The following is a 13099-nucleotide window of genomic DNA, read 5'->3' as shown; positions in this document are numbered from 1 at the left end:
TTACTCTGACTTAGACGTCGACTTCTTGGCAGTCTTCTTAGTGGTCTTCTTGGACGACTTCTTAGCAGCCTTCTTGGTCGTCTTTTTCGTCGACTTCTTCGAGGCCTTCTTGGAGGTCTTCTTCGCCGTCTTCTTGGTGGACTTCTTGGAAGCCTTCTTCGTGGACTTCTTCGAGCTCTTCTTGGTCGCCTTCTGCGACTCCGCCTGATCTTCCTGTTCGGCGAGGACCTTCTTGTGCACCAGGCCGTCCGGCTCGACCCCGAGCATCGACATCAGGGTGACGCCATCGAGGAAGTCCTGCGCGTAGGTGGCCACGACGCGGCGGGCGTCGCGGGCGGTTTCCTTTTCTACGGTGGCGGCCTGCTCGGGGGCGGGCTGAGTGTCGGTGACCTTCGGTGGCACGAATACCTCCTGGCGGGATCGATCTAGGCGCTAGCTGCTTGGTATCGAACCGACATTCTACGCTATCGCGCCCCCGCGGTCGGGGCTAGCCCTCCCGCGAGGACCGAGCCGACGTGTCCGAGTTTTCCGCGGCTTGCTGCTGCGCCATCTTCGCTGCCTCGTCGCGCGGGGAGACGTCCATGCCGGGCTGGGTATAGACCGTCTCGCCGACGGGGCGGTCTTCCTGGTGCACCTGCGTCGGATCGATCTCCTCCGCGGTGAGCTTGTTGTCCGGCGTGTCCGTCGTCGGGGCGGCAGGCTCTGCTTCCGCGATGGGCTCGTCCGGCATCGGCGTGGCTTCCGGAGCCGCGTCCGCGCCCTCCGGGGCATTGGGGATGGGGGCGGAGTGCCCGGAGCTGTCCTGAGCCGGATCGCTCATGGGCGTTGCATCCTGGGTAGCTTCCGGGGCGTTGGCCGACTCCGGGTCGTCCGCACGCTTCTTCCGGCGCGGGACGAACGGGGACATCGGCACGCCGGTCATGCCGCCGCGCCGGTGGGCGCGGTGGGCCAGTTGGTTGGCGCGGCGCACCGAATGTTGCCCCAGGCGCTTGAGCTGAGTGTAGGGACGGAAGTACTGCGGGCGGCGCAGGCGGCGGGCGATGCGCTCACCGAAGACGACGCCGGCGGCGAGCGCGCCGGAGATTGCCAGCGCGGTGGCCAGGTTGGTAAAGCCGGTGATCATCTGCTCGTTGAGCGTGGCGTACATGCCGCGGTAAAGGGTCAGGCCCGGCAGCATCGGGGTGTAGCCGACGATCATCGTCACCAGCGGCGGGATGAAGAAGCGGCGAGCCATGAGGCCGCCGCCCAGCCCGACGATGATGGCGGCTAAGCCGGAGGCAACAACGCCGCCAAACCCGAACAGCGCCACCGTGGCGTAGTAGAAGATCATCGCGCCCGCGGCGGTGAGCCCGGAGACCACGACCTCGGACCAGGAGGCATAGCAGGCCATCGCAAAGCCGGCGGAACCGATGCCACCGCACAGAACCAGGAAGGGGATTTGGTAGTACACCGGCGGGGCAACGGTCTCCAACGGCGGGAGGCTAAAGCCGATCATCTCCGAGAACTGAATGCCCATGCCGACGCCGCCGATGATGGCGCCCGTGGACAAAAACGCCTCGAAGAACCGGGCGGACGAGGTGACCGGGGCCTTGGTGATGCCATCGACAATGCACTGCACCAGCGTGAGGCCAGCCACCAGCACCACGATGCCCATACCGATGATCTGCGACGGGGAGAACTGGATGTTGAACTGGCCGGCCACCGAGTACAAGATCGCCGCGGGCACCACGGCGATAAACCCGCCCACCATGTTCTGATAGAAGGGCGGCAGGCGCTTTTTGCCCAGCCAACTGTTGGTTCCCATGATGACAATCGCCAGTACGAAAGACATCACGCCAACCAACAGATCGCCGCCGAGCATGACGGAGATGAACCCGCCCATGATGCCCCAGCCCAGCAGGCTGACGCGCTCGCTGTACGGCGGCGCTTGATTTTCGATTTCGGCGAGTCGCTTTTCCGCCATGGCCGGCGACGCGCGGCCAGCGTGGATATCGCGGATGAGGTTGTCCACCGCCGCGAGCTTGGAAAAGTCCACGGACACACCCTGCGCGGAGCGCATGACCGTCAGCGGCCGGCGGTTAGCGCCCTCGTCGATGTAGGTGTGGATCGTGATGTTGTCCATCACGATGTTGACGTGGCAGTAGTGCAGGCCGTAGGCAGAGCAGGCCAAAAACACCTGGGCGCGGGCATCGGAGTTGGACGTGCCCGAACTAATGAGCATGTCGCCGATGCGGGCGGCGATCTCCATCACACCCGTCACCTGTGCGGGGTCGGTCAGATCGACCGGGGCCAGTGGTGACGGTGGGGGTGCTGCCTTGGCCGCATCGATGGTGGCGACGCGGCTGCTGCTCCGCTTCATAAACGCCTTAGCGGCGGACAATGCGCTCACGAACGAACCTCATCTGCTTTCAGCGCGCACGTATAGGGACAGAAAGAAACACCGCTGACTCTAGTTATCTCTACTTCGGGTTGTCATCATCGGGGAGATGCGGGTGTTCACCGCGTGGTCGGTTACACTAACTGCGCGGCATGCGCGAGTAGCCGCGCTGCTGGAGTGGCGCAATTGGTAGCGCAACGGTCTTGTAAACCGTAGGTTGCGAGTTCAAGTCTCGTCTCCAGCTCGAAAGTGCGGGCCTTAGGCCTGCACGTGTCCGGGTTTAAGGCCAGATCCCCCAAAGCCTCCAAAAGTCTCCATATATCAGCTTGGGGAGAGAACTACGACGGCGGTAGCGCTACTGTGAACTGCCCTCTACCGGTTAGAACCGCCCCGGTTGGAACCGCCCCCGGTTACCCGTGTGACTGGTGAGGTGGGAAAACTACAGGTGAAATCTTTGTTTCCCTAATGTTTATGTACGCATGTCACGGCGGGGATGGGCTGGCCAGGGGGGTAAATCGACCCGCAAAGTCCCTAGTGATTAGCTGTGCGAGCCGGAATACTAGCGGGCGTGACTGAGATAATCCTGCTTTTCATCATCATCGGTACAGCTCTCGCATTCGACTTCACCAACGGTTTCCATGACACCGCTAACGCCATGGCAACCTCCATTGCGACTGGCGCGCTTAAGCCGAAGACGGCCGTGGCCCTCGCCGGTGCGCTGAACTTCGTCGGCGCTTTCCTCTCCGTGGAGGTGGCTAAGACGGTGGCCAAGGGCATCGTCAAGCTCGATGCCTTTGACCTCAACAACCCACTGGAGGCCGACAAGCTTCTGCTTGTTGTGTTTACCGGCCTGATTGGCGCCATCCTGTGGAACCTGGCCACCTGGCTGTTCGGCCTGCCGTCCAGTTCCTCCCACGCCCTGTTCGGTGGCCTTATCGGTTCCGCCATCGCGGCGCTGGGCTTCTCCGGGGTCATCTGGGGCGGCGTTGCGTCCAAGATCATCGTCCCGGCGCTCGCCGCGCCGTTCGTCGCCGGCCTGGTCGCCGCCGTGGGTACCTCCCTGGTCTTCGCCATCACCAAGCGCGTGCAGAAGGGGCCGCGCGACAAGTACTTCCGCTGGGGCCAGATTGGTTCCGCATCCTTGGTTGCGCTGGCGCACGGTACCTCCGACGCCCAGAAGACCATGGGCGTTGTCTTTTTGGCTCTGGTTGCTACCGGCAAGATCGACGAAGCCGCCGACATGCCGGTCTGGGTCACCGCCGCTTGTGCTCTGGCTATCGCGCTGGGTACCTACACCGGCGGCTGGCGCGTTATCCGCACGCTGGGCAAGGGCCTGGTGGAGATTTCCTCCCCGCAGGGCATGGCCGCGGAGACCTCGTCTGCGGCGATCATCATGACCTCCTCCCAGCTGGGTATGGCCCTGTCCACCACCCACGTTGCAACCGGCTCCATCCTGGGCTCCGGCCTGGGCCGCCCGGGTGGCGATGTCCGCTGGGGCGTGGCTGGCCGCATGATGATGGCGTGGGTGACCACCCTGCCTATCGCCGCAGCTGTCTCCTGGGTCATTTTCCAGGTTGCGCACGGCGTTTCCTCCATTACCAACAACGTCGTCGGCGCTATCGCTGCCTTCCTCATCCTGCTCATTGGCATCGGCATCATGATCATGGAGGCCCGCAAGAAGCCGATCCACTCGGACAACGTCAACGCCGAGTGGGACGAGGATTCCCACTCCGTCGTCCCGAAGGAGGGCGACGACGAGCGCGAGCCGGCCACCGTCGGTGCTAACCAGGTGGACAACGCCGAGCGTTACGGCCACAAGGACGCCGGCGAGCCGGCGGACTTCATCGACACCCGCTCGGGCATGAGCCTCGACCACCACGTCATCGACCCGAAGGAGCAGTAAGCAAATGTTGATGTCCCTCGTTAATGTCACCATCGGCGGCCTCATTGTCGGCGCCGGCCTCCCGCTGTTCTTCGCACTGGGCATCCGCTTCCTGGTCCCGCACGAGAACCGTTCCGCCCAGCAGGTCTCTGGTGGGCAGAAGATCCTCGGCTACATCTGCTTTGCCATCCCGATCATCGCCATCCTGGCGGGCATCCTGTGGCTCGGTTCGGACCGCCTGTACTCGATTCTGGGAATTGACCTTTTCGGCGCTTCCGGCCGTGCCTAACGGCTTCCGTGCCTAACGGGATCCGCGCATCACGGGCTTCCGAACCTAGCGGTACCCCGCGGGCCCGGTCGCAGATATCCCAGTCATCTCACGCACGCACACACCGCCGCGCGACCACGCCTTTTCTCCCTTCTTGCGGGGAGGGGGAAAGGGGCATGCGCGGCGGTGTCGTGCGTTGTGCGTACTTCAGGTCAGTGCCCCCGCCCGGAATGGTGCATTTCTTCCAATGGTTGACACTCCCAACGGATCTCCTGTACTGTCCGTCTCAGAGTTAACGAGAGGTTAACGCCAGGTGTCCAACAGGGGACGCAATCGTCCCCGTCCCTGGTTGCACGCCGACACGTTCTGTAGGGCGTGGCCTCTCGATGGGTGCAGGAAAGGAGTGATTGCACCATGTCCATGATCCATACGATTTCTGATTTCTTCCGCCGCGGCCACGCCGGCGGCAACCAGGGTCTGTCCGACCTGTCCATCGGTGTTCTGGAGCCGGAGTCGAACAAAAGGGGAGGTGAGACGGCGGAAAAGTCCTTCGCCGCCTACGCTGACCCTTTTGAGTACCTCGGCGTCCGCGGGGTAGCGGACGCCACGCCGCACGAGCTGTCCGCAGCTTTCCTCGCGGTCTATGACCGCCTGCCGAGCCTGCGGGAGCAGAGGGCTCTCGTGCGCACCGCTGCGTCCTGGCAGATCCTGCGCTAAGGCCTGCGATTAACGGTAGGTTAACGTGGCGGTTAACCGTCACGGCCTCCTAGCCGCGCGACGCAGTGCTACCGGCCCCTCGAGGCTGTGGCCGTGGCACTGGCGGTGGCCTTCTTCGGGTTGCCCCGGAAGCACCACCCGGTAGCGGCCGCGAGCAGAACCGCCGTGACCGCCAGGCACGACAGCGTCGCGGTGTACGCGCCCGTGAGGGCGTCGCCCGCCACCATCGCGGTGGCGGGATTTTTTATGCCCGCAAACACGTCCGCGGAGGCGTCGATCCCGTTAGCGTCCGCGTGGGCGCGGTACCGGGAGATGGCGATGGCGGTGTGGAGGCTGCCGGCGGTGGCCACGGCGATAAGGGAACCGAACTCGTAGGAGACCTCCTCAACGCCGGCGGCCATTCCAGAGCGGTGGGGCGGGGCGGCATCGATAATCGCGATGGAAGACACCGACATCACGGAGCCGGCACCGACGCCCAGGATCATTAGGCCCACGATGAGCCCGGGGAAGAAATCGAGGTGGGTCGCCCACACCGCGACGGCCATGCCGATAGCGACCGCGCAAAAGCCACCGCCGATAAGCGGCAAAAACCCCACGCGGTGCAGGTACATCCCGCCCAGGATGGACAGGGGGAACGCGCAGACCGTGACCGACGCGAGCGTCAGGCCGGCCTCCAGCGGGGAGAACCCGTTGACCACCTGCAGGTTCTGCGTGGTCAAAAGCTCCATGCCGCTGACGGCAATCATGGCCCCGCCCGCGGCCAGCACGCCGCCGACGAAGATCCGGTTGCGGAAGAGATCGAAGGTCAACAGGGGGTGCGACAGGGTGCGCTGCCGGCGGACGAAGAAGACCGCGGCGGTGGCCGAGGCGGCGGCAGCAATGCACAGCACCACGGTGGAACGATCCGGGTTCGTCGCCTCCTTGATGGTGAGCGTGAGGCCGGATAGGGCGACCAGCGACAGGAGCGAGGACACGATGTCCCAGTAGCTCGCCGAGTCGGTGTGGTTGGGCGGGGCGAACAAGACGGTGGCCACAATGCCGAGGGCGCACAAGGGCACGTTGATGAGGAAAACCGAGCCCCACCAAAAGTGCTCCAGCAACCAACCACCCAGGATGGGGCCGGCGGCCGCGCCCACCACGCCGGTAGAACCCCACAGGCCCATGGCGGTGCTGCGCTCCCGGTCGTCGTCGAAGGTCGCGCGGATCAGCGCCAGCGTGGCCGGCATCATCACCGCCGCACCCATGCCGAGCAGGGCGCGCGTGGCGATGAGCAACCCCGGGGTCGGCGCGTACGCCGCCGCGAGCGAGCTGTACCCGAAGATGGTCAATCCCAGCAAGAACATCCGCCGGTGGCCGATGCGGTCGCCGAGCGTGCCCGTGCCCAGCAGCAGGCCCGACAGCACCAGCGGGTAGGCGTTGATGACCCACAGCGCCTGATTGGGGGTGGTGGACAGCTCATCTTCCAGCACCGGCAGGGCGGTAAACAGGATGGAGTTATCCAAACTGATCATGAGCAGACCTAAGGAAATGATTCCGAGGAATGCCCAGCGGTGCCGAAATGGGCGCGGTTGTGGGGTGGTAGAGGGGTCTGGGGTGGGGGATGGTGCAGACGAGCTCATGGTGGGACACAACTGTAGTCGCGGCGCAGAAACTACCGGTAGGGTGAGGTAAACCTCACCCATGCGCGGAGTGGTGCGCAATTCTCACGAAAACGGAGTGGGGGCGACCTGTTCCCGCGGACGAAAAAGCACTAGCATGGGCGCGCGTTGTGGCCGTGCCGCACGTGGGCGCGCGGTCCTCACATTTGTCTTTTGAATTTAGGAGAAAAGCTAATGGCAAAGACTTTTGCGCAACAGCTCATTCAGACCCTGGAAGAGCAGGGCGTGGAGCGCATTTACGGTATTGTCGGCGACTCCCTCAACCCGATTACTGATGCGCTGCGTAAGTCCCACATCGAGTGGATTCACGTACGTAACGAGGAAGCCGCTGCGTTTGCCGCGGGCACCGACTCCCTGTCCACCGGCAAGCTCGCGGTGTGCGCGGCGTCCTGCGGCCCGGGCAACACTCACTTCATCCAGGGCCTGTACGACGCCAACCGCAACGGCGCCAAGGTCCTCGCCATTGCCAGCCACATTCCGTCGCCGAAGATCGGCTCCACCTTCTTCCAGGAGACCCACCCGGAGATGCTCTTCCAGGAGTGCTCCGGCTACTGCGAGATGGCGAACTCGGCTGACCAGGGCACGACCATCCTGCACCACGCGCTGCAGAGCACCATGGCGGGCAACGGCGTGTCCGTGCTTGTCGTCCCTGGTGACGTGTCCACCCAGGAAATCGAAGACGATCGCTTCTCCCAGTCGAAGATCTCGGCCGGCCGTCCGGTTGTCTACCCGGATCCGCACGAGGCCGCCGATCTGGTGCAGGCGATTAACGATGCCGACACGGTCGCCATCTTCGCCGGCCGCGGCGCGAAGGACGCCCGCGACGAGCTGTTCGCCCTGGCGGAAAAGATTAAGGCGCCGGTGGGCCACGCCTTGGGTGGCAAGATGTTCATCCAGTACGACAACCCGTACGACGTGGGCATGTCCGGCCTCCTCGGCTACGGCGCGGCGCACACCGCGACTAACGATGCCGACCTGCTGCTCCTGGTCGGTACCGACTTCCCGTACACCGAGTTCCTGCCCACCAAGAACGTCGCGCAGATCGATATCAACGCCAGCCACATCGGCCGCCGCACCACCATCCAGCACCCGGTGGCCGGCGACGTGGCCGCGACCATCGAGAACATTCTCCCGCACATCGAGGAGAAGACGGATCGCAAGTTCCTGGACAAGATGCTGCGTGAGCACCACCGCAAGCTCAAGCACGTGGTCGAGGCCTACACCCACAACATCGAGCACCACACCCCGATCCACCCGGAGTTCGTGGCGGACATCATCGACCGCGAGGCCGACGAGGACGCCATCTTCACCGTGGACACTGGTATGTGCAACGTGTGGGGCGCGCGCTACATCACCCCGAACGGCAAGCGCCAGCAGCACGGCTCCTTCCGCCACGGCACGATGGCGAACGCCCTGCCGCAGGCCATCGGCGCGCAGGCGGGTAACCGCGACCGCCAGGTCATCTCCTTCAACGGCGACGGCGGCCTGTCCATGCTGATGGGCGAGCTCATCACGGTCAAGCAGCACGACCTGCCCATCAAGATGTTCTGCTTCAACAACTCCTCGCTGGGCATGGTCAAGCTCGAGATGCTCGTCGCCGGCCTGCCGGAGCACGAGACCGACCACGCGCAGGTCAACTTCGCCGAGATTGCAAAGGGCGTGGGCATCAAGCACGTTCGCATCGAGGATCCGAAGACCGCGAAGCAGCAGATCAAGGAGGCGCTCGCCTTCGACGGTCCGGTGCTGGTTGACATCGTCACGGACCCGAACGCGCTGTCCATCCCGCCGAACATCACCTGGGACCAGATGGTGGGCTTTTCCACCGCGGCCGCCAAGACCGTTCTGGATGGCGGTGTCGGCTACATGCTGAACATGGCGGAGTCCAACCTCCGCAACATCCCGATCCCGTAAGACGGCGGGGGATCCCCCAATGGGGGAGCACCCACAATAGTGTGGGTTGAGGGGCGTTGTCGCAGCTCATGGCTGGGGCGACGCCCCTTTTATTCTTTTCCAGCGGGTGTCCAGCTTCCTACCAGTGGGATTACACTAGGGCGTGCAATCATGCGGGCTAGCCAACTCACCGACTGAAGCGAGGATTTTTCTCATGGATGACCGCAAAGACCAAGTGACTGTTCTGGTCGTCGACGACGAGCCTAATATCGTTGAGCTCCTGACCGTCTCGCTGAAGTTCCAGGGCTTTGACGTGCACAGCGCAAACAACGGCACGGAGGCGCTCCGCCTCGCCCGCGAGCTAAACCCAGACGCGTACATCCTGGACGTCATGATGCCAGGGATGGACGGCTTCGAACTTCTGGCCAAGCTCCGCACCGAAGGCCTCGACGGCCCGGTCCTCTACCTCACCGCCAAGGACAGCGTGGACCAGCGCATCCACGGCCTGACCATCGGCGCGGACGACTACGTGACCAAGCCGTTTAGCCTTGAGGAAGTCATCACCCGTCTGCGCGTGATCCTCCGCCGCGGCCGCGGGGTGGACGAGGAAGAAAGCGGCGCCAGCATGACCTACGCCGACCTCACCCTGAACGACGACACCCACGAGGTGACCAAGGGTGGCAAGATCATCGACCTGTCGCCGACCGAGTTCAACCTCCTGCGCTACCTCATGCAGAACAAGGAGGTCGTCCTGTCCAAGGCCAAGATCCTGGACAACGTGTGGCACTACGACTTCGGCGGCGACGGCAACGTGGTGGAGTCCTACATTTCGTACCTGCGCCGCAAGATTGATACCGGCGACAAGCCGCTCATCCACACCGTCCGCGGCGTCGGCTACGTCCTGCGCACCCCGCGCAGCTAAACCGCACGCCCGTCTTTCCAAGGCACGTTAACCAGGCACGCCTACAAGGTTTATGACGAAACGTAGAACGCGCCAAGCGGCCGAAACAGACTTCGCCGAGAAGTCGTCGGCCAAGTCCACGTCCGCCAGCCGCCTGCGCGCGCGGACGCGCCCATTGGCGATGCCGCTGCGCACCTGGCTGGTCGTCATCGTCGTGGCGGTCTCCGGCTTGGGCCTTGCGCTCAGCGCCGTCGCCGTCTCTTCCCTGATGCGCGACGTCATTTACACCAGCGTCGATGAGGATCTGCGGCAGGCGTCGTCCGGGTGGGCGCTCAACCCGGACATCATCGGCGGGAGCGCGAAGAACCGGCCGCCGTCGGACTTTTACGTCTACACCGTGGACACCAACTCGGGGCGGTCCGGCCTGCTGCGCCCGCAGGAAAGCGAGCCGGACTTCAAGCGGCTGCTCATCGGGGACAAGCCGCGCACCATCCGGTCCACGTCGGAATCGAAGGTGGACTACCAGTGGCGTGCCATGGCCACCGAGCGTGACGGTGTGCTCACGGTGGTGGCGAAGAACGTGGAAAACGAGCGCGGGATCCTCCGCGGACTCGCGCTCATCCAGGTGTTCATCCTCACCGTCGTGCTGCTCATCATCGCGCTCGCCGGCTTCTTCTTCATCCGCCACGCGTTACGCCCGTTGCGGGTGGTGGAAAAGACCGCGACGCAGATCGCGCGCGGTGACTTGGACCGCCGCGTGCCCGAGTGGCCGCTGCACACGGAGGTGGGCCAGCTGGCCGCGTCCCTCAACGTCATGCTGGGGCGGCTGCAGCAGTCCATCTTGGAAGCCCAGGATAAAGAGGAGCAGATGCGCCGGTTCGTCGGCGACGCCTCCCATGAGCTGCGCACCCCGCTGACCAGCCTGCGCGGATACACGGAGCTTTACCGTTCTGGGGCGACGGATGACGTCGACCGCGTCTTTTCCAAGATCGACGACGAGTCGAAGCGCATGTCCCTGCTGGTGGAGGACCTTCTCTCGCTCACCCGCGCGGAGGGCAACCGCCTAGACAAGCGCACGGTGGACATGCTGGAGCTCACCTTGTCGGTGGCCTCGTCGGCGCGGGCGGCGTTCCCGGACCGGGAGATTGCGGTGGAAAACCGCGCCGAAAGCGTGCCCGTGGTCAATGGCGATCCGGATCGCCTCCATCAGGTGTTGCTCAACCTAGTGACCAATGGCCTGCGCCACGGCGGTTCGGAGGCGGCCGTCACCCTCGTGTTGCGGCAGGAGGACGGGCACGTGCTTATCGATGTCGCCGATGACGGCAAGGGCATGACCCCCGAGGTGGCCAGCCACATCTTCGAGCGCTTCTACCGGGAGGACAGCTCCCGCACCCGTGACACCGGCGGGTCCGGCCTGGGGCTGGCCATCGTCAAGTCGCTGGTCAGCCAGCACGGCGGCACCATCACGGTCGAGTCCGAACCGGGGGAGGGCTCGGTGTTTACCGTGAGCCTGCCGGTCAGCTAGGCCACAACGCTTTACCCCTGCGGCCGGCCGTCCGCGTCGGTGCCCAGTGCCGCGCGGAGTTTCTCGGCCGCCTTGTCCATCTCGGCATCGTCAGTCGCGTCGGCCGACATCGCGGCGGACAGCGAGTACCCCGACATGTCGTTGGCCGGGAAGACGTGAATGTGGGCGTGCGGGACCTCGAACCCAGCGATGAGGTAGCCGGCGCGCTCGCAGTCGAAGGACTCGGTCACCGCCTGGCCGACCTTCTGCGCGACCTCGTTGAGGTGCGCCCACAGCTCCGGCTTGAGGTCGGTCCACTTGTCCACCTCTTCCACCGGGACAATCAGCGTGTGGCCGTAAGCGACCGGCTCGATGGTGAGGAAGGCAACCGCGGTGTCGTCACGGTAGACAAAGCGGCCCGGGATTTCTCCATTGATGATTTTGGTGAAAACAGAAGACATGCACCACACGGTACCCGCGGGGGCGTGCGGGCAACGTGTGTTGAGTTCGCCATCGGCGGATCCTTGTGAGAAAGGTGCCCGTTAGGATGTGACGCATGCGCATTCTCGTCATTGGTACCGGCGGCCGCGAGCACGCCATCGTCACGAAACTGGCCACCGATTCTGAAGTCAGCGAGCTGCACGCCGCCCCGGGCAGCGCTGCGATGGCCGGGCAGGCCACCGTGCACCCGGAGCTGCAGGATGCAAGCGATCCGGATCAGGTCGTGGAGCTGGCTCAGCAGGTGGCCGCGGACCTGGCTGTCGTGGGCCCAGAGGCCCCGCTGGTCGCGGGCGTGGCGGACGCGCTGCGCGCGGCAGGGTTTGCCGTCTTCGGCCCCGGCAAAGAGGCGGCCCAGATTGAGGGCTCCAAGGCCTTTGCCAAGGACGTCATGGCCGCCGCCGGGGTAAACACCGCGCGGGCGGAGCATCTCGCGCCGGGCGCGAGCGCGGAGGAGATCGACGCCGCGCTCGATCGCTTTGGCCCGCACTTCGTGGTGAAGGACGACGGCCTCGCCGGCGGCAAGGGCGTCGTGGTCACCGACGACCGCGCGGAAGCCATCGAGCACGTGCAGGCCGTCCACGCGGCGGGCAACCCGGTGCTTTTGGAAAGCTTCCTGTCTGGCCCGGAGATCTCCCTGTTCTGCCTGGTAGATGGGGAGGACGTCGTGCCGCTTTTGCCGGCGCAGGATCACAAGCGCGCCCACGACAACGACGCGGGCCCGAACACCGGTGGCATGGGAGCCTACGCGCCGCTGCCGTGGCTGCCGGAAGGCGGCGTCCAGCGCATCGTGGACGAGGTGTGCCGCCCGGTGGCACAGGAGATGGCGCGCCGCGGCACGCCCTACTCCGGCCTTCTGTACGCCGGCCTGGCCTGGGGCGAGGACGGTCCGGCCGTCGTGGAGTTCAACTGCCGCTTCGGCGACCCGGAAACCCAGGCGGTCTTATCGCTTCTGAAGTCCTCCCTGGCCGAAGCCCTGTACGCTACCGCGACGGGGAAGCTCGCGGAGCTTGCCCCGCTGGAGTGGGAGGACGCCTTCGCGGTCATGGTGGTGCTCGCCGCCGGCGGTTACCCGGCCAGCCCGCGCAAGGGAGATGCGCTGACGGGCGCCGCGCTTGACGATGCCTCCCGTGTCCTCCACGCCGGTACCCGCAAGGAGGGCGACACCTACTATTCCGCCGGCGGGCGCGTGCTCGGCGTAGTGGGCAAGGGAGAAAGCATCGACGCTGCCCGCGCCGCCGTCTACGAGGTGCTGGACGGCATCGAGCTGCCGGGCGGGTTCTACCGCACGGACATCGCTAAGAAGGCAGCCGCGGGCGAGATCCGCGTGTAGGCGCGCGGTTGCGCCTCTACCACGCGGAGGCAGCCCCTTTTTCACGTGGAGGCAGCTCCGTTACCACGCGG

General features: G+C 64.9%; 11 protein-coding genes and 1 tRNA gene. 8 read left to right on the top strand and 4 right to left on the bottom strand.

Going from position 1 to position 13099, the window contains the following annotated elements:
• Together CMASS_RS08810 and thrE are read right to left on the bottom strand one after the other, a co-directional pair.
• Positions 1-402, bottom strand: a complete 402-nt coding sequence (locus CMASS_RS08810) for a hypothetical protein (RefSeq protein ID WP_022863076.1) — start codon at positions 400-402, stop codon at positions 1-3.
• 85 nt (positions 403-487) lie between these two features.
• Positions 488-2389: a threonine/serine exporter ThrE gene (gene thrE / locus CMASS_RS08805; protein ID WP_084684412.1), complete on the bottom strand. Its 1902-nt coding sequence runs from the start codon at positions 2387-2389 to the stop codon at positions 488-490.
• A 159-nt stretch (positions 2390-2548) separates the two neighbouring features.
• Here thrE and CMASS_RS08800 point away from each other — a divergent pair.
• The 4 genes from CMASS_RS08800 to CMASS_RS08785 all read left to right on the top strand — a co-directional run bounded on the left by CMASS_RS08800 (position 2549) and on the right by CMASS_RS08785 (position 5244).
• Positions 2549-2621: transfer RNA gene (locus CMASS_RS08800), tRNA-Thr, on the top strand.
• Positions 2622-2954: 333 nt separating this feature from the next.
• A complete protein-coding gene (locus CMASS_RS08795; protein WP_205617734.1) occupies positions 2955-4280 on the top strand; it encodes an inorganic phosphate transporter in 1326 nt (441 codons plus the stop codon).
• A 4-nt stretch (positions 4281-4284) separates the two neighbouring features.
• On the top strand, positions 4285-4548 hold the full coding sequence (locus tag CMASS_RS08790) for a hypothetical protein (protein WP_022863073.1): 264 nt from the start codon (positions 4285-4287) through the stop codon (positions 4546-4548).
• A gap of 393 nt (positions 4549-4941) precedes the next feature.
• Positions 4942-5244, top strand: coding sequence for a hypothetical protein (locus tag CMASS_RS08785; protein WP_022863072.1), 303 nt, complete (start codon positions 4942-4944; stop codon positions 5242-5244).
• A gap of 68 nt (positions 5245-5312) precedes the next feature.
• On the opposite strand, the gene CMASS_RS08780 is transcribed toward CMASS_RS08785, so the two are convergent.
• The gene (locus tag CMASS_RS08780; protein ID WP_022863071.1) at positions 5313-6863 is read right to left on the bottom strand and encodes an MFS transporter; all 1551 of its coding nucleotides are present in this window, start codon (positions 6861-6863) and stop codon (positions 5313-5315) included.
• Positions 6864-7076: 213 nt separating this feature from the next.
• Between CMASS_RS08780 and CMASS_RS08775 the strand changes: the two genes are divergently transcribed.
• The 3 genes from CMASS_RS08775 (at position 7077) to CMASS_RS08765 (ending at position 11218) form a co-directional block, all read left to right on the top strand.
• Positions 7077-8813, top strand: a complete 1737-nt coding sequence (locus tag CMASS_RS08775; protein ID WP_022863070.1) for a pyruvate dehydrogenase — start codon at positions 7077-7079, stop codon at positions 8811-8813.
• A gap of 193 nt (positions 8814-9006) precedes the next feature.
• On the top strand, positions 9007-9714 hold the full coding sequence (locus CMASS_RS08770; RefSeq protein WP_022863069.1) for a response regulator transcription factor: 708 nt from the start codon (positions 9007-9009) through the stop codon (positions 9712-9714).
• Positions 9715-9766: 52 nt separating this feature from the next.
• A complete protein-coding gene (locus tag CMASS_RS08765; protein WP_022863068.1) occupies positions 9767-11218 on the top strand; it encodes a sensor histidine kinase in 1452 nt (483 codons plus the stop codon).
• Positions 11219-11229: 11 nt separating this feature from the next.
• Here the strand turns inward: CMASS_RS08765 and CMASS_RS08760 are convergent, their stop codons facing one another.
• Positions 11230-11658: an HIT family protein gene (locus CMASS_RS08760; protein WP_022863067.1), complete on the bottom strand. Its 429-nt coding sequence runs from the start codon at positions 11656-11658 to the stop codon at positions 11230-11232.
• 95 nt (positions 11659-11753) lie between these two features.
• Here CMASS_RS08760 and purD point away from each other — a divergent pair, with 95 nt between their 5' ends.
• Positions 11754-13028 (top strand): phosphoribosylamine--glycine ligase, encoded by a 1275-nt coding sequence (purD, locus tag CMASS_RS08755; protein WP_022863066.1) that lies wholly within the window; start codon positions 11754-11756, stop codon positions 13026-13028.
• Positions 13029-13099 lie beyond the last annotated feature (71 nt).

It is taken from the genome of Corynebacterium massiliense DSM 45435 (assembly GCF_028609805.1).
Classification (GTDB): domain Bacteria; phylum Actinomycetota; class Actinomycetes; order Mycobacteriales; family Mycobacteriaceae; genus Corynebacterium; species Corynebacterium massiliense.
The sequence above is the reverse complement of the archived record's forward strand: the minus strand, read 5'-3'. Positions and strand labels throughout refer to the sequence as shown.